Here is a 22,902-nt window from a genome sequence, read left to right on the forward strand (position 1 = left end):
GCCCTCCGGGCTCCCCGCTTCCGGTCGGGGCCCTTCCAGGCTTGACTCACCTGGGAGGGCCCCGATCCATGCACTGAGTATCGCCCTCTCCGCGTGCTCGAAGGCGTAACTCGCGTGCTTGGAGGCGTATCTCGCGTGCTTGGAGACGGAACACACGAGTTACGCCTCCAAGCACGCGAGTTACGGCTCTGATCACGCGAGATCGCCCTTCCCGCACGAAGGCGGCACGGTTCAGGAGGACGGCGCCTTCACGACCACGGTGTCCTCCGGCCCGACGACCCGTCCGTCCGAAGCCCGGATCTCCAGTCCCCGCAACGGAAGCCCGCTATCGCGGTCCACCAGTTCCGACCGCGGCTCTCCCTCCGCGAAGAAGTGCGCCTCCCCCCATTGCCGCAGCGCGACGATCACCGGGAACAGGTCCCGCCCCTTCTGCGTCAGGACGTACTCGCTGTACGTGCTCCCGTCCGAAGCCGGGACCATGTCGAGCACGCCGTGTCCCACGAGCGCCCGCAGCCTCGCGGACAGGATGTTCTTCGCGACGCCGAGGCTGCGCTGGAACTCCCCGAACCGGCGGACGCCGTCGAAGGCGTCGCGCACGATCAGGAGCGACCACCAGTCGCCGATCGTGTCGACCGAGCGCGCCACCGGGCACGAAGCTTCGTCGAACGTCGTCCGCTTCACCATGGTTGCATCTTACAACCGCAGTGCTCTACCGTCCCAGCGGTAGCAACTTGAAACCATCTGGAGGGTTCGTGCACCGCGGTGTCGTCCTGTTGTTCGCCGTGGCCGCCGGGACGGCCGTCGCCACGATCTACTTCGCCCAGCCGTTGCTCGTCACGATGGGCGCCGACGTCGGCATCGCCACGTCGACCGTCGGCGGCATCGTCACGCTCACGCAGCTCGGCTACGGCCTCGGCCTGTTCCTGCTGGTCCCGCTCGGTGACCTGCTCGATCGGCGGCGGCTCGTCACCGGCCAGCTGGTCCTGCTGGCGATCGCCGAACTCGTCGCCGCGACGGCCGCGAACGGGGTGGTGCTGTTCGCCGGGATGGCGGCGATCGGCGTGCTCGCGGTCGTCACGCAGCTCCTGGTCGCGTTCGCCGCGTCGCTGGCGGAGCCCGCCGAACGCGGGCGCGTGGTCGGCCTCGTGACGACCGGCGTCGTCCTCGGGATCCTGCTCGCGCGCACGGTGTCCGGCACGCTGGCCGATCTCGCCGGCTGGCGCGCGGTGTACGTCGTGTCCGCGGTCGTGACCGTGCTGATCGCGATCGTGCTGTACCGCGTGCTTCCCGCCACGGCACCGGGAAAGTCCATGAGCTACGGGCGGCTGCTGCGTTCCACGTGGTCGCTTTTCGCCGAGGAGCCCGTCTTCCGGACGCGCGGCACGCTCGCGCTGCTGATCTTCGCCGCGTTCGGCACGTTGTGGAGCTCCGTCGCCCTGCCACTCAGCGAGGACGGCCTGTCGCACACCGCCATCGGCGCTTTCGGGCTGGCCGGGGCCGCGGGCGCGCTGGCGGCGGCACCCGCCGGACGGCTCGCCGATCGCGGCCGCGCGCGGTGGACGACCGGCCTCGCCCTCGGCCTGCTCGTCCTTTCCTGGATACCGCTGGGTTTCACCCGCTCGTCACTGTGGGCGCTGGCGGCGGGCGCGATCCTGCTCGACCTCGCCGTCCAGGCCGTGCACGTCACGAGCCAGACCCTGATCTATCCGCTCCGGCCGGACGCCGGGAGCAGGCTGATCGGCGGGTACATGATCTTCTACTCCGCCGGCAGCGGCCTGGGCGCCATCGGCTCGACCGCCGTCTACGCCGCCGCGGGCTGGACCGGCGTCTGCCTGCTCGGCGCGGCGTTCAGCGCGGCGGCGCTCGTTGTGTGGGGCGTCAGAGACGCTCGATGATCGTCACGTTCGCCGTCCCGCCGCCCTCGCACATGGTCTGCAACCCGTAGCGCCCGCCTCGCCGCTCGAGTTCGTGCAGCAGGGTCGCGAACAGCTTCGTGCCGGTCGCCCCGATGGGATGGCCGAGCGCGATCCCGCCGCCGTTGACGTTGACGCGGTCCGGATCGGCGCCCGTCTCCTCGATCCACGCCAGGACGACACTCGCGAACGCCTCGTTGACCTCGAACAGGTCGATGTCCTCGATGCCCAGCCCGGTCTTCCGCAGCGCGTGCGCGGTCGCCGGGATGGGCCCGGTCAGCATCCACACCGGGTCGGCCGCCCGCACGGAGAGGTGATGGATCCTGGCGCGCGGGGTGAGACCGTGCTCCTCGACGAACTTCTCCGACGCGATGAGTGTCGCGCTGGCACCGTCCGAGATCTGGCTGGCCACGGCGGCGGTGATCCGCGAACCCTCGCTCAGCGGTTTCAGGCCCGCCATCCGTTCCAACGTGGTGTCGCGCCTGGGCCCCTCGTCCAGGGCGGCACCGGCGAACGGTGTGATCTCGGCGGCGAAGCGGCCTTCGTCGATGGCCGCGATCGCGCGCTGATGGCTGCGCAAGGCGAATTCCTCCATCGCCTCCCGGGTCAGATCCCAGTGCTCGGCGATCATGTCGGCACTGCGGAACTGCGAGACCTCGACGCTGCCGTAGCGCTCCTGCCAGCCCTTCGAGCCGGAGAAGGGATCATCGAAGCCGTACTCGCGTCCGGCCAGCATCGCCGCGCTGATCGGGATGGCGCTCATGTTCTGCACGCCGCCGGCGAGGACGAGATCCATCGTGCCGGACAGCACCGCCTGCGCGGCGAAGTGCACGGCCTGCTGGCTCGACCCGCATTGCCGGTCGATCGTCACGCCCGGCACGTGGTGCCCGAAGCCCGCCGCGAGCCACGCCGTGCGGGCGATGTTCCCGGATTGCGGGCCGAGCGTGTCGCAGCAGCCGAGGATGACGTCGTCGACCAGGTCGGCCTCGACGCCGGTCCGCTCGACCACGGCCTGGATGACGTGCGCACCGAGGTCGGCGGAGTGGACACCGCTGAGCGCTCCCCCGCGTTTGCCGACCGGTGTCCGGACAGCGTCCAGCACATACGCTTCACCCACGACGCCTCCTCTTGGTCGCGATGCCGTCCAGCAGGATCCCGAGGTACTGCTGCGCGACGTCGTCCGCGCTCAGCGTGCCGCCGGGGTTGTACCAGCGCACCGCCACCCAGACGGTGTCGCGGATGAACCGGTAGGTGAGTTCGACGTCGAGGTCCTCGCGGAACACGCCTGCCGCGATGCCGTCGGTGAGGATCCCGTTCCACAGTTTGCGGAATTCGGTGTTGCGGTCGTTGAGGTAGTCGAACCGCGGCAACTGCATGAGGTGTTTCGCCTCGGACTGGTAGATCGCCACCTCGGCGGGCCGCCGGTGAATGGATTCGAACGACGCCACGACGACGGCTTCGAGAGTTTCCCGCGGGCCTTTCCCTTCCGCGACGATCTCGGCGTAGGCGCCGAAGAGTTCGTCGAGGAATCCGGTGAGGATCTCGTCGGCCATCGACTCCTTCGAGTCGAAGTGGTGGTACAGGCTGCCGGAAAGGATGCCCGCCGCGTCCGCGATGTCCCGCACGGTGGTGGAGACGTAACCGCGCTCGGCGAACAGCTTCGCCGCCAAGGCGAGCAGTTCGGCGCGGCGGGACCCTGGACTGGCTTTCATCGTTACCTCACGCATGCTGCGAACTCACGGACACGACCTCGCCGGTGAGGTACGACGAGTACTCACTGGCGAGGAACACCATCACATTCGCCACTTCCCAGGGTTCCGCCGCCCTCCCCGAGACCTCGCGCGCGGTGAGCTCGGTGAGCAGTTCCTCGCTGGTCACCTTGGCCAGGAACGGATGCATCGCCAGGCTCGGCGCGACGGCGTTGACCCGGATGCCGTGTTCGGCGACGTCGACGGCCGCGCATCGGGTGAGCGCCATGACCCCCGCCTTCGCGGCCGCGTAATGGGCCTGCCCGGCCTGCGCGCGCCACCCGATCACCGACGCGTTGTTGACGATCACCCCGCTGTCGCCTTGGGCGATGAACCGGTTCACCGCGGCCCGCGTCGCACGGAACGTGCCGTTGAGGGTGACGTCGATGACCCGCGCCCATTCGTCGTCCGTCATGTCCACAATGGACTTCGTGCCACCGAGCCCGGCGTTGTTGATCAGCACGTCGACCCGGCCGTAGTGCGCCGCGGCCCCGTCGATGAGCGCCTGCACCTGGTCTTCCTGGGTGACGTCGCAGGGTATCGCGTGGACGTCGCCGAGTTCGGCCGCCTTCTCGCCGAGGCGCCGCTCGTGCCAGTCGCTGATCACGACGCGGGCGCCTTCCTCCAGCGCGCGTTTCGCCACCGCGGAACCGATCCCGGTGCCGGCCGCCGCCGTCACCACGACCACCTTGTCCCGCAGGAGGTTCGCCCCCTCGGGGTACTTCGGCACCGGGATCACGGGCGTACCTCCCTTGGCAGGCCGAGCACGCGCTCGGCGATGACGTTGCGCTGGATCTCGTTGGAGCCGCCGTAGATCGTGTCGGCCCGGGTGAAGAGGAAGAGCCGTTGCCAGGCGTCGAGCCCGTCTTCCGCGAGCATGCCCCGCGCGCCGCGGACGAGCATCGCCAGCTCCCCCAGGTCGCGATGCCAGTTCGCCCAGACCAGCTTGGACACTTCGGCCACACCCGGCGACGAGTCGCCGAGGGTGCGGATCGCCTGCGCCCGCATGACCTCCAGGCCGGCCCAGGCGCGGTCGATCCGTTCGGCGATCACCGGGTCTTCCGGCGCGATCCTGGTGAGTTCTTCGAGTTCCCGGCGGAAGCCGACCTGCTGCCCGAGCGTCGCGACACCGCGCTCGAACGCGAGCGTGCCCATGGCCACGCGCCAGCCGTCACCGGGTTCACCGACGACGAGATCCTTCGCCGTGCGGGCGCCGTCGAAGAAGACCTCGTTGAACTCGGACGTCCCGGTGAGCTGCCGGATCGGGCGGACCTCGACACCGGGCTGTCGCATCGGGACGAGCAAATAGGACAGTCCTTTGTGGCGTTTCGAACCAGGTTCGGTGCGGGCCAGCACGAAACACCAGTCGGCCACGTGCGCGAGCGACGTCCACACCTTCTGGCCGTTCAGCACCCACTCGTCGCCTTCGAGGGTCGCCGTGGTCGACACGGCGGCGAGGTCCGATCCGGCGCCGGGTTCGGAATAGCCCTGGCACCACAGTTCCTCGACCGCCACGATCGGCGGCAGGAACCGCTTCCGCTGCTCCGGCGTGCCGAACGCGATCAGGGTCGGGCCGAGGAGTTCCTGCGCCAGGTGACTGACCCTCGCCGGCGCGCCCGCTCGCGCGTACTCCTCGTGGAACACGACCTGCTGTTCGAGTGTCGCGCCCTGGCCGCCGTGTTCGACCGGCCAGCCGACGCAGGTCCAGCCCGCCGCGGCGAGCCGACGCTCCCACTCCACGCGTTCGTCGAAGGCCTCGTGCTCCCGGCCGGGGCCGCCCAGACCGCGCAGTTCCGGCGGCAGGTTCTCCGCCAGCCAGGTGCGCACGCGGTCACGGAAACCGTTTTGGGCCACGCCTGCCTCCTCTAGCCAAACCAGAGCCTGCTGCGTAGGCTACCCTACCAAGCACTTGCTAGGGAGACTTCGATGACTGAAGGCACCATCCCGGCGGCGCTCGACAGGGCCGCGGAGCGCTTCGCCGCGCGGGAAGCACTGGTCGACGGAGAAGTCCGGCTCACCTATGCCGAGCTCGCGCGCCGCGTGCGCCAGGCGGCGCGGTTCTTCGAGGGCCACGAACGGGTCGCCCTCTGCTCCCCCAACACCTGGCACTGGGTCGTCGCCGGGCTCGGCGCGTTGTACGCCGGAGCGACGCTGATCCCGGTCAACACCCGCTTCACCGCCCGCGAGACCATCGACGTCCTCGAGCGCGCGAAGGTGTCCGCGCTGGCGATCACCGGCACGTTCCTCGGCACGGATCGGCTGGCGGAGCTCGGCTCCTCCCGCCCTGCCACTGTCCTGCGCCTCCCCGTCGAAGGCCCGGAGGAACCGGTCGAGGGCGTGACGGAATGGGACGCGCTCGCCGGACTGGACGGCGATTTCGTCAGTCGCGCGAAACCGGACGACGTGAGCGACATCCTGTTCACCTCCGGGACCACCGGCCGCAGCAAAGGCGCGATGAGCAGTCACCGGCAGGCGCTCAGCGTCGCCGAAGCCTGGGCCGAGTGCGGCGGCCTGACCGAAGAAGACCGGTACCTCGTGATCAACCCGTTCTTCCACAGCTTCGGTTACAAGGCGGGAATCCTCGCGGCCATCCTGCGCGGGGCGACGATCCTGCCGCAGCGCACCTTCGACGTCCGGGAAACCCTGCGCCTGGTCGAATCCGAGCGGATCACCGTGCTCCCCGGCGCGCCGACGATCTATCAGGTCCTGCTGGACGCGCCCGAACGCGGGAACCACGACCTGTCCAGCCTCCGGCTCGCCGTCACCGGGGCGGCGACCGTGCCGGTCGCCTTGGTCGAGCGAATGCGGACGGAGCTGGGTTTCGGCACCGTGCTCACCGCGTACGGGCTCACCGAGGCCGTGGTGGCCACGATGTCCCGCCCCGAAGACGACGCGGAACTGGTGGCACAGTTCTCCGGCCGCGCGACGGCGGGCTTCGAGGTGAAACTCGGCGAGCTCGGCGAGGTCCTGCTGCGCGGGCCGAACGTGATGCTCGGCTACCTCGACGATCCGGACGCCACCGCGAAGGCCGTCGACGCCGACGGCTGGCTGCACACCGGTGACGTGGGCGTACTGAACGACCGCGGCTACCTGAAGATCGTCGACCGGATCAAGGACATGTACGTCAGCGGCGGGTTCAACGTCTACCCGGCCGAGGTCGAACAAGTGCTGAGCCGCTTGGCCGGCGTCGCCGAAGCCGCCGTCGTCGGCGTGCCGGACGGGCGGCTCGGCGAGGTCGGCAAAGCCTTCGTCCGGCTCCGCCCGGGGGCCGAACTGTCCACTGAGGACGTTCTGAAGTACTGCGAAGGGCAGTTGGCCAACTACAAGACTCCTCGATTTGTCGACTTCGTGGCGGAACTCCCACGGAATCTGTCGGGAAAGGTGCTGAAACGCGTGTTGCGGGAGGAGAACGGATGACCGTCGAGTACGAGCGGCGCGGGCCGGTGGCCGTCGTCACGATGAACCGGCCGGAGTACCGGAACGCGCAGAACTCGGCGATGACCTACGCGCTCGACGCGGCGTTCGCCCGCGCCGTCGACGACCCCGAGGTCAAGGTGATCGTGCTGGCCGGCGCCGGGAAGCATTTCTCCGCCGGGCACGACATCGGGACGCCGGAGCGTGACGTGGACGTCTCGTTCGAGCGCAAGGCGGTCCTGTGGTGGGACCATGTCGGCGCCGAGGGCGGTGATCAGCGGTTCGCCCGCGAATCCGAGGTCTACCTCGGCATGTGCCGCCGGTGGCGCGAGATCCCGAAGCCGACCATCGCGAGCGTGCAGGGCGCGTGCATCGCGGGCGCGCTGATGCTGGCGTGGGTCTGCGACATGATCGTCGCCTCCGACGACGCGTTCTTCGCCGATCCCGTGGTGCGCATGGGGATTCCCGGTGTCGAGTACTTCGCGCACCCCTGGGTCCTCGGCCCGCGCGCGGCCAAGGAGGTGCTGTTCACCGGCGAGCGCTTCACGGCCCAGCAGGCCAAGGAATGGGGCATGCTGAACCGCGTCGTCCCGCGCGCCGACCTCGAAACCGAGACGATGGCGCTGGCGGAGAAGATCGCGGTGATGCCGCGGATGGGGCTCGCGCTCGCCAAGAAGGCCGTGAACCAGGCGGAAGACCTGATGGGTCTGCGGTCCGGAATGGACTCCGTGTTCGGGCTGCACCACTTCGCACACGCGCACAACGCCGAGGTTTCCGGCGGTGACTCGCTGGGCGGGCAGGACGCGCGCTCGATGCGAGACGCGAGTTCATGATGAACCTCGACCTGGACGAGCAGACACTCGCCTTCCGTGACGAAGCACGCTCCTGGCTCGCCGCGAACGTTCCCGCCGAGCCGCTGAAGTCGTTCGACACCGCCGAAGGATTCGCGCAGCACCGCGCGTGGGAAGCGAAACTGGCCGATGCCCGCTGGTCGGTCGTCTCGTGGCCGCACGAACTCGGCGGGCGGGACGCGAGCCTTCTGGAATGGGTGCTGTTCGAGGAGGAGTACTACGCGGCGGGAGCGCCGTTGCGGGTCAACCAGAACGGTATCTTCATGCTCGCGCCGACGCTGTTCTCCCATGGCACGGAAGAGCAGCAGCGCCGTATCCTGCCGAAGATGGCCCGCTCCGAAGAGGTCTGGGCGCAGGCCTGGTCGGAACCCGAGGCGGGCAGCGACATCGCCGCTCTGCGGAGCACCGCGACCCGCTGCGACGGTGGCTGGCGGGTCAGCGGGCAGAAGACGTGGAGCTCGCGGGCCACGTTCGCCGATCGCGCGTTCGGCCTGTTCCGCAGTGACCCGGAGTCGGTGCGGCACAAGGGCCTCACCTATCTGATGGTGGATCTGCGGGCCGAGGGCGTCACCGTCCGGCCGATCCCCCAGCTGGACGGCGAACCGGGGTTCGCCGAGATCTTCTTCGACGACGTCTTCGTCCCCGACCGGGACGTGATCGGCACGCCGGGCGAGGGCTGGCGGGTCGCGATGACGACGGCGAACAACGAACGCGGCCTGTCCTTGCGCAGCCCCGGCCGGTTCCTCGCCGCGGCCGGCCGGCTGGTCTCGCTCTGGCACGACGCCGGGCAGCCGGCGCACACCGCGGACCGGGTCGCCGACGCGTGGATCGGGGCGCGGGCCTATCAGCTGTACACCTTGGGCACGGTCACCCGCCTCGCGGACGGCGCCGAGCTCGGCCCGGAGTCGAGTGTCAACAAGCTGTTCTGGTCGCACCTCGACGTCGCCCTGCACGAAACGGCGCTCGACATCCTCGGCCCAGACGCCGAACTGCGGGGCGGCTGGAGCGACGGCTGGCTGTTCTCCCTGGCCGGGCCGATCTACGGCGGGACCGACCAGATCCAGCGGTCCATCGTCGCCGAACGGCTGCTCGGCCTGCCGAAGGGAGCTCGATGAGGTTCGCACTCTCCGGCGAGCAGAAGCAGTTCTCCCGCAGCCTGCACGATCTTCTGTCCGGTGTGGACACCGACTCGGCCAATCGATCCTGGGCGTCGGGCGATCCCGGCCCCGGCCTCAAGATCTGGCGGCGGCTGGCCGAACTCGGCGTGACCGCGCTGGCGGTTCCCGAGAAGCACGACGGTCTCGGCGCCACGCCGGTGGATCTGGCCGTCGGCTTCGAACGGCTCGGCTATCACTGCGTTCCCGGACCGTGGACGGACACCGTGGCCGTCCTGCCGTCCTTGCTCGACGACGAACTGCTGACGTCGGTCGCGTCCGGCGAGACGCTGGCGTCGGTGGCTTTCGCGCCGCAGGTGCCATACGCCTTGGATTCCGACGTCGCGGACGCGCGTATCGCCGTCGAGAACGGCAGGCTGCGCACGTTCACCCCCGGCTCGCTTCTGTCCTCTGTGGACGGATCGCGGCGGCTGTTCCCGCCCGTGACCGGGGACGATCTCGGCACGGCGATCGACGCGGAGCGGGCTTTCGAACTGGGTTGTCTCGCCACCGCGGCGCAGCTCCTCGGCGCGGGACGGTGGCTGCTCGACACGTCCGTCGCCTACGCCGCGCAACGCAGGCAGTACGGCCGGGAAATCGGCGGTTACCAAGCGATCAAACACCTGCTCGCGGATGTCGCGACCGCGCTCACGCTGGCCGAGCCGCTGCTGTTCGGCGCGGCCGTCACCCTGGACCGGCGCGACGTCTCCGCGGCCAAGGTGGCGTGCGGCGACGCCGCGCATCTCGCCGCCCGGACCGGGCTGCAGGTGCACGGGGCGATCGGCTACACCGCGGAACACGCGCTCGGCCTGCGGCTGACCAGGGTCCGCGCGCTGGTCGGCGCCTGGGGCACGCCGCGGTTCCACCGGGAGCGGGTGCTGTCATGACGTTCACCGCCGAGCAGGACGCGCTGCGCGACAGCGTGCGGAAACTGCTGGACCGGGAAGCGGATCCCTGGCCGGAGCTGTGCGAGCAGATCGGGGTGGCGGCGTTGGCCGTTCCCGAGCGGTTCGGCGGCCTCGGTGCCGGGACGGCGGAACTGCAGGTGGTCGCCGAAGAACTGGGCAGGGTGCTCGCCGACGTCCCGTTCCTCGGCTCAGCCGTGCTCGCCGTGCACGCCGTCCTGGCCACGGGCGACGACGAGGCCTGCGAGCGTCTGCTCCCCCGCCTCGCCGAGGGTGCCATCGGTGCGGTGGCCTGGACCGATGCCGAAGGTCGCTGGGACGCTCCTGCCTGCCGCGTCGCCGGCTCCACGGTGGAGGGTGAGGCGCACTACGTCCTCCATGGTGACGAGGCCGAGATCCTGCTGGTCGTGGCCGGCGGCTCGCTGTACGAAGTCACCGATGCGCACCAGGAGCGGACTCCGGCGATGGACGAAACCCGGCGGCTGGCGAGGGTTCGTTTCGACGGTGCCCCCGCCCGGCTGATCGGCCCGGTCGACCTCGGCGCGCTCCGGGACGTCGCGTGCGCCGTCCTCGCCGCAGAACAGGCAGGGGCCGCGGCGCGGGCATTGGAACTGACGGTCGAGTACAGCAAGCAGCGCCACCAGTTCGGCAGGCCGATCGGCGGCTTTCAGGCGTTGAAGCACCGGATGGCGGATCTCCACGTCCTGGTGGAGACCGCGCGCTCGGCGGCCTACGCGGCTCCGGAGTCGAGCAGGCTGGCCGCGGTGGCGAAGGTGCACTGCTCGGAGGCGCTGGCGACGGTGGCGGGCGAGATGATCCAGTTGCACGGCGGGATCGCGATCACCTGGGAGCATCCGGCACACCGCTATTTCAAGCGGGCGCATGGCGCGGCCCACCTGTTCGGCTCGCCGGGAGACCACCTCGCGCGGGTGCGGCCGCCGTTATCGTGAGCCGGTGGAGTGCGCGATCTGTGCCAAGCACCGTGGTGAAGGCCCGCTGGTGGGGCCGGTCGTCTGGGCTGACGGCACGGTCGTCGTGTCACACCGGCCCGGCCGTTTTCCCGGGTACCTGTTCGTCGAGACCCGGCGGCACGTGGCGGCGCTGGACGAGCTGACCCCGGAGGAGGTCTCGGCGGTTTCGCGGGCGGCCTGGTGCGCGGCCAGGGGCCTGCGCGCGGAACTGGCTCCGGAGCACGTTTTCTCCGCCATCGCCGGCCGGAGTGTCACGCATTTCCACCAGCACGTTTTCGTACGTTACCGGGGAACGCCCTCGGAGCTCGGGTGGATGGACGGTCCCTCGTGGACGGGCGCGCCGACTGTGGACATCGGCGCGCTGTGCGGCCGCCTGGCGGGTTACTTCTGATCCAGGAACCGGGTGATGGCGCGGATACGGTCACCATCGTGGGTGAGGACCATCAACCCGGCCGGTGTCTCACCGTGACGACAGACGAAGGCGGGCTGGTTGTTGGCCCGTGTCGGGGTCATGGTGAAACCCTCCACGGGAATGGCCATGGTGACGCGGAGGAAGCCCGCGATCGCTTCGCGGCCGTGGTACTCGTGCGGTGCCGGCGGCATGGCGAGCCAGGCGTCGTCGGTGAGCAGACTGAGGACGCCGTCGACGTCGCCCGCGGTGAACGCGTCGGCGAAGCGCCTGGTCAGCTCACGTTCGCCGGATGACGGGCGGTGTGCCGTGCGGGCTCGATGCTTGTCGAGGGAGGCGCGGGCGCGCTGGAGGATGCCTTTGACCGCCGTCTCGGTGGTGCCGAGCATGCTCGCGACTTCAGCGGCGGAGAAGCACAGGACGTCCCGCAGGACGAGCGCGGCGGCTTGTCTCGGCGGGAGGAGCTGGAGTCCGGTGATGAAGGCGAGTTCGATCGCCTCCCTGGCGCTGTAGCGCGCTTCGGGGCCGGGCTCGGCGGCGGCGAGTTCGTCCGGATACGGCTGCAACCAGGTCACTTCACCGCGGCGGCTCGGTTCGGGTGGGTCGAACGGCGGCACCGGTTCGGGCGGGCGACGGCGCCCCGCGTCCCTCAGGGCGTTGAGGCAGCGGTTGGTGGCGATGCGATACAGCCAGGTGCGAAGCGACGACCGCCCTTCGAAGCCGTCGAGGCCCTTCCAAGCGGCGAGGAGCGTCTCCTGGACGGCGTCCTCCGCGTCGGTGAAGGAGCCGAGGATCCGGTAGCAGTGCAGGTGGAGCTCATGCCGGTAGGTCTCGGTGAGCTCGCGAAACGCCTGCTCGTCCTTTCGCATGAGCCGATCGTGTCACTTTCGCGGCGCACCGTTCCGTTCGGGGCGGGGCTGGTGTCTGACGGGGTGAAGACCGACGAAAGGAACGATCATGACCAGTCCAGCTTTGGATGTCGCGCTCGCCTACCACCACGCGTGGACGGGCAAGGATTTCGAGAAGGCGATGACCTACGTCGCCGACGACATCGTTTGCCACGCGCCCGGTGGGCCGCTTTCCGGCGCGGAGGCGTTCCGCGGGTTCATGGGCCCGTTCACCGAGATCCTGACCGGCTCGACCCTCCTCGCGGCGTTCGGGGACGAGACGACCGCGTTATTGATGTACGACACGGCGACCCTGCCGGTGGCGAGCGCGCCCGGGGCCGAGCTGCTGACGGTGCGCAAAGGGAAGATCGTGGAGTTGCGGATCGTGTTCGACCGGGCTCCGTTCGATGCGGCGCGGAAGGCTGCTGCGGGGGCTTAGGGACTCGGCGCTCCGGCGGCGCGGGGATGAGTTGATCCCTCTGCGCGGCGACGGGACGAGGCCTTCACACGCATGGTTCCGCGCGTGCACGGTGTCGCCGTCTGGTGTGGATCCTGTGGCTTCAGAGCATGTTCGTGGCACCGGGTCGGGTCACCGCCTGGCTCCCAACGGGACAGGCACTGGACGCGCCAGTGTCACGACGTGGCGCACGTCCGAAGGCCACTGGGCGTGCCTACTACGAGGATCCCGACCTAACAGCGCCCTCGGCACGCGGGCGCCACCGCCTGCCGTACCCCCTGGCTCCCAACGGGACAGACATTGGACGCACCGGTTCCACCGCCCGGTGTATTTCCGGGCGGTTCCAGGGCGTTCGTCTGTGCCAGTCAGAAGGGTGGGGTGTCGTCTTCTGGTCGTGGGTCGTGGAGTGGTTCGGGGGTGGCGGTGTAGGTGTGGCCGGTGGGGGTGGTGATGGTCATGCCGCCGTTGCCGATGGGAGTGGTGGTCCAGCCGGGTTCTTCTTTGAGGAGGTTGTGGATGGTGCAGGCGGCGTGGCAGTTGTGGTGGTCGGTGGTGCCGTGGCGGGCCCAGGTGGTGATGTGGTCGATGTCGGAAAACTCCGCGGGGCGGTGGCAGCCGGGGTGGGTGCATTCCCGGTCGCGGGCTTTGATCAGCCGGGCCAGCGAGGCCGGGGATCGGTAGGTGCCGGGGCTGGCTTCCAGCAGTTGCCCGGTGGCGGGGTCGGTGATCAGCCGGGACCACGTCGAGCCGGGGTCGGCGGCGATCTCGCGGGCGAGCCACCCGGGAACCGGGCCGTAACCGGCAAGAGTCGCGGGGTCCTCCCGCGCACCGGTCAGGGTCAGCAAGTCGACATAGACATGGATGTGCGCCCGCGGTGTCCCGTGGCCGTCCTCGGCGAGGAGCCGCTCGGCGAAAACATCGGCCCGATGCTGGTCGAGGGTGCGGGATTGGTCGGTCCGGCGGCGTTTCTTCGCCGCCTGGCTCAGCGACGCGTAGATCGAACTGGCCACCTCGGCGGGAAGCCAGCCCGACAGCTTGGACATGGTCTCGTCCTCATGTTCCAGCGCCACATGCCGCAGCGCGCGTTTGCTCTCGGCACGTTCCCGGTAGCCGTCGGGATCGAACTTCTGCACCGCGTGATCCACCGACTTCCGGATCGCGCCAGGGTCACGCCCGGCCAGCCGCGTCGCCATCCAGGCGTCCACCTGGGCGGCGACCTCGTCGGACACCTCCCGGGTCAGCTGAGTGACCTTCGAGGCCTTGTACAGGTCGATGTCGCCGTTCTCCAGCGCCGCCAACGTGTTCGGCAACCGCCCCACCAGCGCACACGACGTCTCGACCAACAGGAACGCCTGATTACGGGAGACCGAGAACGCCAGCGCGACCTCCTCGGTCACCGATCTTCGCGAACCACCCACCCCAGCGAAACCCGCTATCGAACGCACCTGCCGCCCCTGCGCCCGACGCAACACCACCTCCTCGTCAAACGCGGCATCCAGAAAACGAGCAGCCTTCGGATTGAAAGCACACGATGTGGTCATGACCAAGATCATACTCGAACACAAGTTCGAAAGCCACTGCATCGATGGGGTGGTTTCAACTGGTGAGTGCACCACCTCTAGTCTAGCAACACTTTGCTGAACGCTTCGATCGACTTAAGCCAGCCCAGCGTCTGCCGCGGCCGGTCGTTGAGTTCGTCTGCGATGGCATCGAGTTCGTCCTGCGAATACCCGGATAGGTCAGTTCCTTTAGGGAGGTACTGACGCAGCAATCCATTGGTGTTCTCGTTGCTGCCAAGGTGAGCGCGGATCACAAAAATACACCGGCATACCCGTGGCCATGGTGAACTTCCTTTGACTGCCCATCTCGCCGCCCTGATCCCAGGTGACACTGTTCTTGAAAACGTCAGGCAAGGTGTTCATCTTGGCGGCCAGCCGCGGGCCCACATTCTCGGCCGTGCGATCATGAGGAATACGCACCAGCATGACAAATCGAGTACGCCGTTCGACCAGGGTCGCGATCTGCGATTGATTGCTCGCGCCGACGATCAGATCGCCTTCCCAGAAGCCCGGTACGGCACGGTCCTCGGCCTCGGGCCGGCCGCTCGCTGATCAGGACCATGTCCTTGATCTTGCCCCGCAGCTCCGCCCCCCGCGACCGAGCCCGTCGCTTGATCCTGCCTTGGCGTAACCCCTCGGCCACCTCTGCCCGCAAGGTACCCTTCGCCTGCACGAACAACGCCTGGTAAATCGCTTCATGTGACACCCAGCGAGAATGATCCATCGGATGGTCGAGCCGCAACCTGCACGCGATCTGCATCGGCGACCACTTTTTCCGCAACCCCTCATGCACCACGCGAGTCAGAAACGGCGATTTCAGCACCTTGCGTTCCTTCGGACGCTTCCGCAGCCGATCAGCCCGGCGCTGCGCGACCAACGGCGAATACACCTCCCGCCCACCGTTGCGGTCAACCTCGCGGGACACCACCGAATGATCCCGCCCAATCCAGGCCCCGATCTCCCGAAACGACTTCCCCTGCCTCAACCCGAACGCGATCAACTCACGCTCCACCGACCGCAACGGAACACCACGCGACACGGAACACCCTTTCGCTACCCAGAACGATCATTATCCCAGCCGGTGCACTGACCATCTGAGCCCAAGGCACGAGCGGGCAAGAAAAGCCGAAAATGTCCATCTTCGCCGAGCGAAGGCATTCCGACGCCGGGCGTTCACTGCCCGCCAGCGCTTGTCGCCATGCCTGTTCGAACTCGTGACCGGTCATCCTGCACGCCACGAACTCCCGCCGCGCGTTCATTTCGGCAAGGCCGCGGACTCTGCCCGCCTAGGCGCTGTCCTGTAAGTCTGTTCGATGGGCTTCGTGATCCAGGTGGTTCCTGGCGGTGCGGGCGGATCGGCCTCGTACCGGGTCGTACTCGGCCGCGTCCGCCCGTGCCGTCAGGGGCCGCCTGGGCGCGAAGACCGCGAACAAGACTTGCAGGACACCGCCTAGGGCGTGTCCTGCGGATCTTTTCCATGATCATGTGCAGATGATGGATGGTGGTGGGTCGTGGTGAGCTGACGGATAGGGCTTGGGCAGCGATTGCGCCGTTGCTGCCTGTGGAGACAGGTCGCAGGGGTGGGCGGTGGCGTAGTCACCGGCAGGTGATCAACGCGATCTTGTGGCATGAGCGGACGGGTGCGCCGTGGCGTGATCTGCCGGAACGCTATGGGCCGTGGAAGACCGCGCATGAGCGGTTGCGGAAGTGGACCGCGGACGGGACGTGGGACCGGATCCTGGAACACGTGATCGTCAAAGACGACTCCCTCGGGTCACTGGAGGAGAACGTCGAGTTTGTGATCAGTGTCGATTCCACGAGTGTCCGGGCGCATCAGCACGCGGCCGGCGCCCGGAAAAAAGGGGCTGCGCGGACTGGGTCGAAGACCTCGCCGTCGACGGCGAATGCCTCGGACGCTCCCGAGGCGGACTGACGACCAAGCTTCACCTGGCCGTCGACGCCGCGGGGCTGCCGTTGGCGGTGATCCTCACGCCGGGGCAGGCCGGGGACAACCCGCAGCTGCTGCCGCTGCTGGATGACATCCGGGACATCGAGGTGGACGGACAGAAAATACGGGTCGGGCGGGTGCTGGCCGACAAGGCTTACACCCACCCGAGCACCCGGAAAGCGCTGCGGGAGCGCGGGATCAAGGCCACCATTCCCGAACGCGCCGACCAGATCGCCCGCCGCAAAGCCAAGGGCAGCGCGGGTGGCAGGCCACCGGCTTTCGACCCCGACCTCTACAAGCTCCGCAACGTGGTCGAGCGATGCTTCAACCGGCTCAAACAGTTCCGTGGCCTGGCAACACGGTTCGCCAAACGAGCCGCCTACCACCGCGCCGAAATCATCCTCGCCTGCATCGTCCTCCACCTCCGATGAAGATCCCCAGGACACGCCCTAGCCCCCAAGGTAGGGCCAACCCCCGCACCAACCCACCGGCGCACCGCATTCACCCCAGCCCCGCCCCGAACCAGACTCACAACGGTGACCGCAAACCTCCGCACAGGCAGCGATTTCGCCCGTCTGTCCCGCCGCGTCAGCGAAGCGGGCCTCCTCGACCGCCGTCCCGGCTACTACTTCTTCCGCATCGGCCTGGTCGCCACCCTCTTCATCTCCGGCTGGATCGCCTTCTTCGCGATCGGGGATTCCTGGTGGCAGCTGGGGATCGCCGTTTTCCAGGCGGTGATGTTCGGCCAGATCGCTTTGCTGTCGCACGATCTCGCGCACCGTCAGGTGTTCCGCACCCGCCGTCCGAGCGAGATCGCCGGCCGGATCGCGGGGAACCTCGGCGTCGGCATGAGTTACGGCTGGTGGATGGACAAGCACACCCGCCACCACGCCAACCCGAACCACGAGGACCTCGACCCCGACGTCGATCCGGACATCCTCGTGTGGTCGAAGGATCAGGCGCGGGCCAGCAAGGGACTCCCCCGGTTCATCGGCCGCTACCAGGCGTTCCTGTTCTTCCCGCTGCTCACCCTCGAAGGCCTGAACCTGCACTTCTCGGGTATCCGCGCGGTCGCGAAGCCGGGCCTCCGGCGGCGGGGGCTTGAAGCGGCGTTGCTGCTAGCGCACTTCGCGCTCTACTTCAGCGCACTGCTCGTGGTGCTCTCCCCCGGCAAGGCGCTTGTCTTCTTCATCGTCCACAAAGCACTGTGGGGCGTCTACATGGGATCGATCTTCGCACCCAACCACAAGGGCATGCCGATCCTGTCCGGCGACACCGAACTCGACTTCCTCCGCAAGCAGGTGCTCACGTCCCGCAACGTCCGCGGCGGCCGGGTCGTCGATGTCGCGCTCGGCGGGCTCAACTACCAGATCGAGCACCACCTGTTCCCGAGCATGCCGTCGCCGCATCTTCGCCGCGCCCGGCCCATCGTCCAAGAATACTGCGAGGAGATCGGCGTCCCGTATCACGAGACCGGGCTCATCGAGTCCTACTCGCTCGCGTTGCGCAGTCTGCACGAAGCCGGTGAGCCGATCAGAGCCAATCGTCGGGACGCGGCCAGGGCATGAGCGCGGCGAGCGCGTCCGTCACCGGCTCGGTCACCGTGTACCGCCCGCGATGGAACAGCAACGGCCGATCGTCGGACGGCTCCCCGAGCGCGGTGACCCTGCCGACGACGACATAATGGTCACCCGCCTCGTGCACGGCTTCGAGCGCGCAGTCGATCCACGTCAGAGCCCCGGTGAGCAAAGGGGATCCGGACGGGGCGGGGGTCCAGTCGACCGACGCGAACTTGTCCGCGCCCCGCGCGCCGAACACCGCGCTGACGTCCTGCTGGTCCTCGGCGAGCACGTTGACGGCGAACCGGCCGGACTCGGCGAGGACCGCCCAGGTCCGGGAAGTCTTGGCAGGACAGAAAAGCACCAGCGGCGGCTCCAGCGAAAGCGCCGCGAACGACTGGCACGCGAAGCCCACCGGCGCCGTGCCGTCGTGCCCGGTCACCACCGCGACGCCGGTGCAGAAATGTCCGAGTACCGCGCGGAACCGTGCCGGATCGATGTCCGCGCCGAGGTCCGTCACCGGGGTCACGACTGCCCCGGCCGGCGGGCGCCGACTGAAAAGTCGTGTCCCCACAAGGAAACCGCCGTACTCTCTCGGGCGATCCAGCTCTCGTCGTCCACTTGACGCCCCTCGCAGCCGTATTCGACGTCGAATCCGCCGGGGGTCTTCATGTAGAACGAGAGCATCAGATCGTTGACGTGCCGCCCGAGGGTCGCCGACATCGGCACCTTCCGGCGGATGGCCCGGTCGAGACAGAGGCCGACGTCGTCGGTGTTCTCCACTTCGACCATGAGGTGCACGATGCCACTGGGAGTCGGCATCGGGAGGAACGCGAGACTGTGGTGACGCGGATTGCAGCCGAAGAACCGCAACCACGCCGGAGCGCCATCGGCAGGCCTGCCGACCATCTGCGGCGGCAGTTTCATCGAGTCCCGCAGCCGGAACCCGAGCACGTCACGGTAGAACCGCAGGGAAGCGTCATCGTCGTGGGTGGACAGGACGACGTGCCCGAGCCCTTGCTCCCCGGTCACGAACTTGTGCCCGTACGGGCTCACGACGCGCCGGTGCTGCAACGCGACGCCGTGGAACACTTCGAGCGTGTTGCCCGAGGGGTCCTCGAAGGACACCAGACCGTCGACGCGGCGATCGGCCAGCTGATCCGGGGTGCCTTCCTTGTACGGCACCGAGTGCGCGTCGAGCGACGCCCGGATCTCGTCGAGTTCACCGACGTTGCCGACCTCCCAGCCGGCCACGGCGAGCCGGTCGTGCTCACCGGGGAAGATCACGAGCCGCGCGGGGAAATCGTCCATGCGCAGGTAGAGCGCTTCCGGGTTCGTGCCGGAGCCCTCGACCATGCCGAGGACCTTCAGCCCGTATTCGCGCCACGCGGCCATGTCGGTGGCTTCGATGCGGAGGTAGGCGAGCGAGCGGATACCCATCAGGAGGCTCCCAGGAAGTCGAGTGCCAGCCGGTTGAATTCGTCGAACTTCTCCAGCTGCGCCCAGTGGCCGCAGCCGCCGAACACGTGCAGTTGGGCACGCGGGATCGTCTTGAGCGCGAGAAGCGCACCGTCGAGCGGGTTCACCCGGTCTTCCCGGCCCCAGATCAGGAGCACGCGCTGCCGCAGGCGATGCGCCTCACGCCACAGCATGCCCTCTTCGTAGGTGTCGGGCTGGGCGAACGACTTGCCCATCGCCTTCATCGCGGCCAGCGACTCCGGTGCGCTCGCGGCGGCGAACCGTTCGTCGATCAGTTCGTCGGTGATCAGCGACTGGTCGTGCACCATGATCCGCAGGAAAGCTTCGAGCTTTTCGCGGCTCGGGCCAGGCGGCGCGCTGAACCGGCCGAGGTTCTTGATGCCCTCGGTGGGATCGGGCGCGAACAGGTTCACGCTCAGGCCGCCAGGCCCCATCAGGACGAGCCGTCCGGCGCGGTTCGGGTGGTTGAGTGCGAGCCGCACGGAAGCCCCGCCGCCGAGCGAGTTGCCGACGAAATGCGCCCGTTCGATGCCGAGTTCGTCCATGAGCCCGACCACGGCGTCCGCGCTGTGGCGGAAGTACTGCGGATGTTCGGTCGGCTTGTCCGACCGGCCGAACCCGGGCTGGTCGATGGCCAGCGTCCGGTAGTTCTTGCCGAATACCGGCAGGTTGCGGCCGAAGTTGCTCCACGCCGAGGCTCCGGGCCCGCCGCCGTGCAGCAGGATCACCGTCTCGGAATGTTCCGCGCCCGCCTCGTGGTAATGCAGCTTGAGTCCATCTCGGACGGTGACGTACTTGCCTTCGGTCATCAGACCATCGCATTCTCGACGGGCAGCCCGAAGGCGCCGGTTCCGAACATGACGTAGGCGCGCTCGGCGTCGTTCGCCGCGTGCACCCGGCCGGCGTGGGCGTCGCGCCAGAACCGCTGGATCGGGGTTCCGGCCTGCAAGGCCCGGCCACCGGAGTTCTCGAAAAGCCGGTCGATCGCGAAGATCGCGCGCTCGGTGCCGCGGACCTGATCACGCCGGACCCGCAGCCGGGTGGAGAACGGCAGCTTCTCGCCCTTGCACGCCAGCTGGTACAGCTCGTCGATGTTGTGGGTCAGCTGGAGCCAGGCCGCGTCGATCTCGCTCGCCGCCTCGGCGATCCGCACCTTGGCGAACGGGTCCTCTTTGGATTGTTCACCCGCGTACGCCGCGCGGACCCGCTTGCCCTGGTACTCGACGTGCGCGTCGTAAGCGCCTTGCGCCATCCCGATGATCGGCGCGGTGATCGTGCTCGGATGCACCGAACCGTAGGGAAGCTTGTACAGCGGCCCGGGATTGATCTCCTGCCCGGGAGTCTTGCACTTCGACGTCGCGATGAAGCTCAGCGCGCGGTGCTTGGGGACGAAGACGTCGTTCACGATGATGTCGTTGGACCCGGTGCCGCGCAGGCCGACGGTGTCCCAGACGTCCTCGATCGTGTAGTCGGAGATCGGCACCAGGTAGGTGCAGAAGTCGACGGGCTTCCCGTCCTTGAACACCGGCCCGCCCAGCAGCACCCAGGTCGCGTGGTCGCAACCGGAGGAGAAGCTCCAGCGCCCGCTGAGCCGGTAACCGCCGTCGACGACGTCCGCCTTGCCCATCGGCGCGTACGACGAGGAGATCCGGACGTCGGCGTCGTCGCCCCAGACGTCCTGCTGCGCCTGCGCTTCGAACAGGCCGAGGTGCCACGGGTGGACGCCGAGGATGGAGGCGACCCAGCCGGTGGAGCCGCACGCGCTCGCGACGAGTTTGACCGCGGTGTAGAAGCTCACCGGGTCGGCTTCGAGGCCACCGAACGTCTTCGGCTGCAGGAGTTTGAAGAACCCGGTCTCCTGCAGGGATTTGACGGACTCCTCGGGAACGCGCCTGGCGTCCTCCGCCTCCTGCGCCCGCTCCCGCAGGACCGGCAGCAGCTCCCGGATGCCCGCGATCACGTCCTGCGCGGCGTGCTCGCTCATATGCGTTCCCTCTCTCGTGCTCGGTGAACCGGGTCCAAGACTAGAACACGTTCTCGTTTTTGTCGACCGATCCCCGGTCGAGGGCACTGTGCAGTCCGGCACGCCGCCCGGAAAACACGCAGTCGGCCAGCGACAGACCACTCACATAGGACCTAGAACAGATTCCCACCGCCGTCCGGCCGGCCGCGTACAGCCCGCGGATCGGGGCGCCGGCGGCGGACCGCACCGCGCCGGTGTCCTCGTCCACGACCAGGCCGCCCAGCGTCAGCATCGGGCACGGATAGCCGAGGTTCGGCTTGATCGAGACGTCGATCAGCGAATACGGCGCCCTGTCCAGTGGCCGCGCGAACTCCGCGGGCTTGCCCGTCGGATCCGCGCCGGACCGCGCCGCCTCGACACTGGCGGCCAGCCCGCCTGGATCGACGCCCGCCTTGCGCGCGACCTCGTCGAGCGAACCGGCGACGACCCGTTGCCGCAGCAGGTACCGCACCTGAAGTCCTTGGAACCATTGACTTTGCCCGCGCGCGTCCCGCTGGACCTCCCGGACGATGGCGTCGTCGACCAGCAGCCAGCCGCGTCCTCCGTGCCCGGTGATCATGCGTTCGCCGACGGCCGCGCCGTACCGGGACTCGTCGATGATCCGGCCGCCCGTCTTGTCGACGAGCAGGCCGCCGAGAAACGCCGACGGCGGCGTGATGAACCGCCAGGCCGAGATCCGCCCGAGTTCCGCGGTGGCCCCGCCCGCCTCGACGCCCAACCGGATGCCGGATCCGTCGTCGGCCGACGTCCCGAGCGCCAGCCCGCCGCGATACGCGGGCGCGTGCTCGCGCACCATCTCGCGGTTCGCGATGAATCCGCCCGCCGCGAGAACAACCCCGCGAGAGGCGGAAATCCTCAGCTCACGGCCGTATCGGCGTTCGATCCGCTCCACCCTCCGGTGCAGCGACTTCCGCAGTGACGGAACGTAGATCCCCGGTTTCGCGGCATACGCCGACAGCCTCCGGTGCGCGGCTCGCACCCGAGCGGGAGCGTCCCGCAGGGTGGACACGACGACGCCGGTCACGGTCCCGTCGGCGTCCACGATCAGGTTCCGCGCGGCGGTCTGCGGCAGCACCTGGATCCCGCGGCTCCGGACCGCCTCCATCAGGCGTTTCATCAGCAGTTTTCCCGAAGTGCCCGGACCCTTGACCCGATGCCCGCGCGGCGCGGGCTTGGCGGCGTCACGGAAACCGCCCGCCGCCTCGCTGCCCGAGTAGTACAGATAGTGCTTGTCGCTCGGGTACGACGTCTTGTACGGGCACAGACTGCCCTCGAAGGGCACGCCGTTTCCTTCCAGCCACGAGATCATCTCCGTACTGCCCGCGCAGAACCGCCGCAGGGTCTCCTCCGAGACGACGTCGCCGACCTCCAGCCGCAGGTAGTCGTACATCGCGTCGACACTGTCGTCGACGCCCGCGTCCCGCTGCTGCGCCGTCCCGCCCCCGGCGTAGACGACGCCGCCACTGACCGCGCTCGCGCCACCGCCGGAGAACCGGTCCAGCACGAGCACCCGGGCACCGGCGTCGGCGGCCTCGATCGCCGCACAGGCGCCGGCCGCACCGAAACCCACGATCACCACATCCGCGACGAGGGAGTCCATGCCCCCACCCTAGAACTAGAACACG

The 22,902-nt window shown here is 68.6% G+C and carries 23 protein-coding genes and 1 pseudogene; 10 read left to right on the plus strand and 14 right to left on the minus strand.

What is annotated here, in order from left to right; genetic code table 11:
- Positions 1 to 231: 231 nt before the first annotated feature.
- A complete protein-coding gene (locus CVV72_RS16655; protein ID WP_219153258.1) occupies positions 232 to 684 on the minus strand; it encodes a helix-turn-helix domain-containing protein in 453 nt (150 codons plus the stop codon).
- 68 nt (positions 685 to 752) lie between these two features.
- On the opposite strand from CVV72_RS16655, the gene CVV72_RS16660 reads away from it, so the two are divergent.
- Positions 753 to 1,895, plus strand: a complete 1,143-nt coding sequence (locus CVV72_RS16660; RefSeq protein WP_219153993.1) for an MFS transporter — start codon at positions 753 to 755, stop codon at positions 1,893 to 1,895.
- Here the strand turns inward: CVV72_RS16660 and CVV72_RS16665 are convergent.
- The 4 genes from CVV72_RS16665 to CVV72_RS16680 are packed head-to-tail and all read right to left on the minus strand — an operon-like array spanning position 1,879 to position 5,515.
- On the minus strand, positions 1,879 to 3,030 hold the full coding sequence (locus CVV72_RS16665; RefSeq protein WP_219153259.1) for an acetyl-CoA C-acetyltransferase: 1,152 nt from the start codon (positions 3,028 to 3,030) through the stop codon (positions 1,879 to 1,881). The two genes, CVV72_RS16660 and CVV72_RS16665, sit on opposite strands and share 17 nt — an antisense overlap.
- Positions 3,023 to 3,625 (minus strand): TetR/AcrR family transcriptional regulator, encoded by a 603-nt coding sequence (locus CVV72_RS16670; RefSeq protein WP_034317213.1) that lies wholly within the window; start codon positions 3,623 to 3,625, stop codon positions 3,023 to 3,025. Before CVV72_RS16670 ends, CVV72_RS16665 begins: the two co-directional genes overlap by 8 nt.
- Before the next feature lie 7 nt (positions 3,626 to 3,632).
- Complete coding sequence (locus CVV72_RS16675; protein ID WP_219153260.1) at positions 3,633 to 4,400, minus strand: SDR family oxidoreductase; 768 nt, start codon at positions 4,398 to 4,400, stop codon at positions 3,633 to 3,635.
- Entirely contained in the window at positions 4,397 to 5,515 is a 1,119-nt protein-coding gene (locus CVV72_RS16680) for an acyl-CoA dehydrogenase family protein (RefSeq protein WP_219153261.1), read from the minus strand. The genes CVV72_RS16675 and CVV72_RS16680 overlap by 4 nt, the downstream gene beginning before the upstream one ends.
- A gap of 72 nt (positions 5,516 to 5,587) precedes the next feature.
- Here CVV72_RS16680 and CVV72_RS16685 point away from each other — a divergent pair, with 72 nt between their 5' ends.
- Genes CVV72_RS16685 through CVV72_RS16710 form a run of 6 tightly spaced genes read left to right on the plus strand, consistent with a single transcriptional unit; the run spans position 5,588 to position 11,347 of the window.
- Positions 5,588 to 7,078 (plus strand): FadD3 family acyl-CoA ligase, encoded by a 1,491-nt coding sequence (locus CVV72_RS16685; RefSeq protein ID WP_219153262.1) that lies wholly within the window; start codon positions 5,588 to 5,590, stop codon positions 7,076 to 7,078.
- Entirely contained in the window at positions 7,075 to 7,908 is an 834-nt protein-coding gene (locus tag CVV72_RS16690) for an enoyl-CoA hydratase (protein ID WP_219153263.1), read from the plus strand. Before CVV72_RS16685 ends, CVV72_RS16690 begins: the two co-directional genes overlap by 4 nt.
- The gene (locus tag CVV72_RS16695; RefSeq protein ID WP_219153994.1) at positions 7,908 to 9,041 is read left to right on the plus strand and encodes an acyl-CoA dehydrogenase family protein; all 1,134 of its coding nucleotides are present in this window, start codon (positions 7,908 to 7,910) and stop codon (positions 9,039 to 9,041) included. Before CVV72_RS16690 ends, CVV72_RS16695 begins: the two co-directional genes overlap by 1 nt.
- Complete coding sequence (locus tag CVV72_RS16700; RefSeq protein WP_219153264.1) at positions 9,038 to 9,967, plus strand: acyl-CoA dehydrogenase family protein; 930 nt, start codon at positions 9,038 to 9,040, stop codon at positions 9,965 to 9,967. Before CVV72_RS16695 ends, CVV72_RS16700 begins: the two co-directional genes overlap by 4 nt.
- The gene (locus tag CVV72_RS16705) at positions 9,964 to 10,935 is read left to right on the plus strand and encodes an acyl-CoA dehydrogenase family protein (RefSeq protein ID WP_219153265.1); all 972 of its coding nucleotides are present in this window, start codon (positions 9,964 to 9,966) and stop codon (positions 10,933 to 10,935) included. Before CVV72_RS16700 ends, CVV72_RS16705 begins: the two co-directional genes overlap by 4 nt.
- Positions 10,936 to 10,939: 4 nt before the next feature.
- Positions 10,940 to 11,347: an HIT family protein gene (locus CVV72_RS16710; RefSeq protein ID WP_219153266.1), complete on the plus strand. Its 408-nt coding sequence runs from the start codon at positions 10,940 to 10,942 to the stop codon at positions 11,345 to 11,347.
- Here the strand turns inward: CVV72_RS16710 and CVV72_RS16715 are convergent.
- Positions 11,338 to 12,234 carry an RNA polymerase subunit sigma-70 gene (locus CVV72_RS16715; RefSeq protein ID WP_219153267.1) on the minus strand — a complete coding sequence of 299 codons (897 nt, stop codon included), beginning with the start codon at positions 12,232 to 12,234 and terminating at the stop codon, positions 11,338 to 11,340. The genes CVV72_RS16710 and CVV72_RS16715 overlap by 10 nt on opposite strands.
- A gap of 88 nt (positions 12,235 to 12,322) precedes the next feature.
- Here CVV72_RS16715 and CVV72_RS16720 point away from each other — a divergent pair, with 88 nt between their 5' ends.
- Positions 12,323 to 12,691, plus strand: coding sequence for a nuclear transport factor 2 family protein (locus CVV72_RS16720; RefSeq protein ID WP_219153268.1), 369 nt, complete (start codon positions 12,323 to 12,325; stop codon positions 12,689 to 12,691).
- 383 nt (positions 12,692 to 13,074) lie between these two features.
- Here the strand turns inward: CVV72_RS16720 and CVV72_RS16725 are convergent, their stop codons facing one another.
- The 3 genes from CVV72_RS16725 to CVV72_RS41670 all read right to left on the minus strand — a co-directional run bounded on the left by CVV72_RS16725 (position 13,075) and on the right by CVV72_RS41670 (position 15,307).
- Complete coding sequence (locus CVV72_RS16725; RefSeq protein WP_370641928.1) at positions 13,075 to 14,106, minus strand: DUF222 domain-containing protein; 1,032 nt, start codon at positions 14,104 to 14,106, stop codon at positions 13,075 to 13,077.
- 351 nt (positions 14,107 to 14,457) lie between these two features.
- A complete protein-coding gene (locus CVV72_RS41665; protein WP_370641961.1) occupies positions 14,458 to 14,760 on the minus strand; it encodes a transposase in 303 nt (100 codons plus the stop codon).
- Positions 14,672 to 15,307 carry an IS30 family transposase gene (locus CVV72_RS41670; protein WP_370641929.1) on the minus strand — a complete coding sequence of 212 codons (636 nt, stop codon included), beginning with the start codon at positions 15,305 to 15,307 and terminating at the stop codon, positions 14,672 to 14,674. The genes CVV72_RS41665 and CVV72_RS41670 overlap by 89 nt, the downstream gene beginning before the upstream one ends.
- Before the next feature lie 459 nt (positions 15,308 to 15,766).
- Between CVV72_RS41670 and CVV72_RS16735 the strand changes: the two are divergent.
- Positions 15,767 to 16,647 (plus strand): annotated as a pseudogene (locus tag CVV72_RS16735) (IS5 family transposase).
- 105 nt (positions 16,648 to 16,752) lie between these two features.
- Positions 16,753 to 17,784: an acyl-CoA desaturase gene (locus CVV72_RS16740; RefSeq protein ID WP_219153270.1), complete on the plus strand. Its 1,032-nt coding sequence runs from the start codon at positions 16,753 to 16,755 to the stop codon at positions 17,782 to 17,784.
- Here CVV72_RS16740 and hsaB read toward each other — a convergent pair.
- The 5 genes from hsaB to CVV72_RS16765 are packed head-to-tail and all read right to left on the minus strand — an operon-like array spanning position 17,750 to position 22,877.
- On the minus strand, positions 17,750 to 18,304 hold the full coding sequence (gene hsaB, locus CVV72_RS16745; RefSeq protein ID WP_219153271.1) for a 3-hydroxy-9,10-secoandrosta-1,3,5(10)-triene-9,17-dione monooxygenase reductase subunit: 555 nt from the start codon (positions 18,302 to 18,304) through the stop codon (positions 17,750 to 17,752). The two genes, CVV72_RS16740 and hsaB, sit on opposite strands and share 35 nt — an antisense overlap.
- The gene (hsaC, locus tag CVV72_RS16750; RefSeq protein WP_219153272.1) at positions 18,301 to 19,215 is read right to left on the minus strand and encodes an iron-dependent extradiol dioxygenase HsaC; all 915 of its coding nucleotides are present in this window, start codon (positions 19,213 to 19,215) and stop codon (positions 18,301 to 18,303) included. The genes hsaB and hsaC overlap by 4 nt, the downstream gene beginning before the upstream one ends.
- Positions 19,215 to 20,063, minus strand: coding sequence for a 4,5:9,10-diseco-3-hydroxy-5,9,17-trioxoandrosta-1(10),2-diene-4-oate hydrolase (gene hsaD, locus CVV72_RS16755; RefSeq protein ID WP_219153273.1), 849 nt, complete (start codon positions 20,061 to 20,063; stop codon positions 19,215 to 19,217). The genes hsaC and hsaD overlap by 1 nt, the downstream gene beginning before the upstream one ends.
- The gene (gene hsaA / locus CVV72_RS16760) at positions 20,063 to 21,238 is read right to left on the minus strand and encodes a 3-hydroxy-9,10-secoandrosta-1,3,5(10)-triene-9,17-dione monooxygenase oxygenase subunit (protein ID WP_219153274.1); all 1,176 of its coding nucleotides are present in this window, start codon (positions 21,236 to 21,238) and stop codon (positions 20,063 to 20,065) included. The genes hsaD and hsaA overlap by 1 nt, the downstream gene beginning before the upstream one ends.
- 40 nt (positions 21,239 to 21,278) lie before the next feature.
- On the minus strand, positions 21,279 to 22,877 hold the full coding sequence (locus CVV72_RS16765; RefSeq protein WP_219153275.1) for an FAD-binding protein: 1,599 nt from the start codon (positions 22,875 to 22,877) through the stop codon (positions 21,279 to 21,281).
- Between the last annotated feature and the right edge of the window lie 25 nt (positions 22,878 to 22,902).

Origin of the sequence: Amycolatopsis sp. TNS106 (assembly GCF_019330265.1) — a bacterium.
In the GTDB taxonomy this organism is placed as follows: Bacteria; Actinomycetota; Actinomycetes; order Mycobacteriales; family Pseudonocardiaceae; genus Amycolatopsis; species Amycolatopsis lurida.

What these genes read in the sequence shown, in the direction of transcription:
- CVV72_RS16655 (WP_219153258.1), bottom strand. Translation starts at nt 684, where the DNA reads ATGGTGAAGCGGACGACGTTCGACGAAGCTTCGTGCCCGGTGGCGCGC.
- CVV72_RS16670 (WP_034317213.1), bottom strand. Translation starts at nt 3,625, where the DNA reads ATGAAAGCCAGTCCAGGGTCCCGCCGCGCCGAACTGCTCGCCTTGGCG.
- CVV72_RS16685 (WP_219153262.1), top strand. Translation starts at nt 5,588, where the DNA reads ATGACTGAAGGCACCATCCCGGCGGCGCTCGACAGGGCCGCGGAGCGC.
- CVV72_RS16690 (WP_219153263.1), top strand. Translation starts at nt 7,075, where the DNA reads ATGACCGTCGAGTACGAGCGGCGCGGGCCGGTGGCCGTCGTCACGATG.
- CVV72_RS16695 (WP_219153994.1), top strand. Translation starts at nt 7,908, where the DNA reads ATGAACCTCGACCTGGACGAGCAGACACTCGCCTTCCGTGACGAAGCA.
- CVV72_RS16700 (WP_219153264.1), top strand. Translation starts at nt 9,038, where the DNA reads ATGAGGTTCGCACTCTCCGGCGAGCAGAAGCAGTTCTCCCGCAGCCTG.
- CVV72_RS16705 (WP_219153265.1), top strand. Translation starts at nt 9,964, where the DNA reads ATGACGTTCACCGCCGAGCAGGACGCGCTGCGCGACAGCGTGCGGAAA.
- CVV72_RS16715 (WP_219153267.1), bottom strand. Translation starts at nt 12,234, where the DNA reads ATGCGAAAGGACGAGCAGGCGTTTCGCGAGCTCACCGAGACCTACCGG.
- CVV72_RS16720 (WP_219153268.1), top strand. Translation starts at nt 12,323, where the DNA reads ATGACCAGTCCAGCTTTGGATGTCGCGCTCGCCTACCACCACGCGTGG.
- hsaC (WP_219153272.1), bottom strand. Translation starts at nt 19,215, where the DNA reads ATGGGTATCCGCTCGCTCGCCTACCTCCGCATCGAAGCCACCGACATG.
- hsaD (WP_219153273.1), bottom strand. Translation starts at nt 20,063, where the DNA reads ATGACCGAAGGCAAGTACGTCACCGTCCGAGATGGACTCAAGCTGCAT.
- hsaA (WP_219153274.1), bottom strand. Translation starts at nt 21,238, where the DNA reads ATGAGCGAGCACGCCGCGCAGGACGTGATCGCGGGCATCCGGGAGCTG.
- CVV72_RS16765 (WP_219153275.1), bottom strand. Translation starts at nt 22,877, where the DNA reads ATGGACTCCCTCGTCGCGGATGTGGTGATCGTGGGTTTCGGTGCGGCC.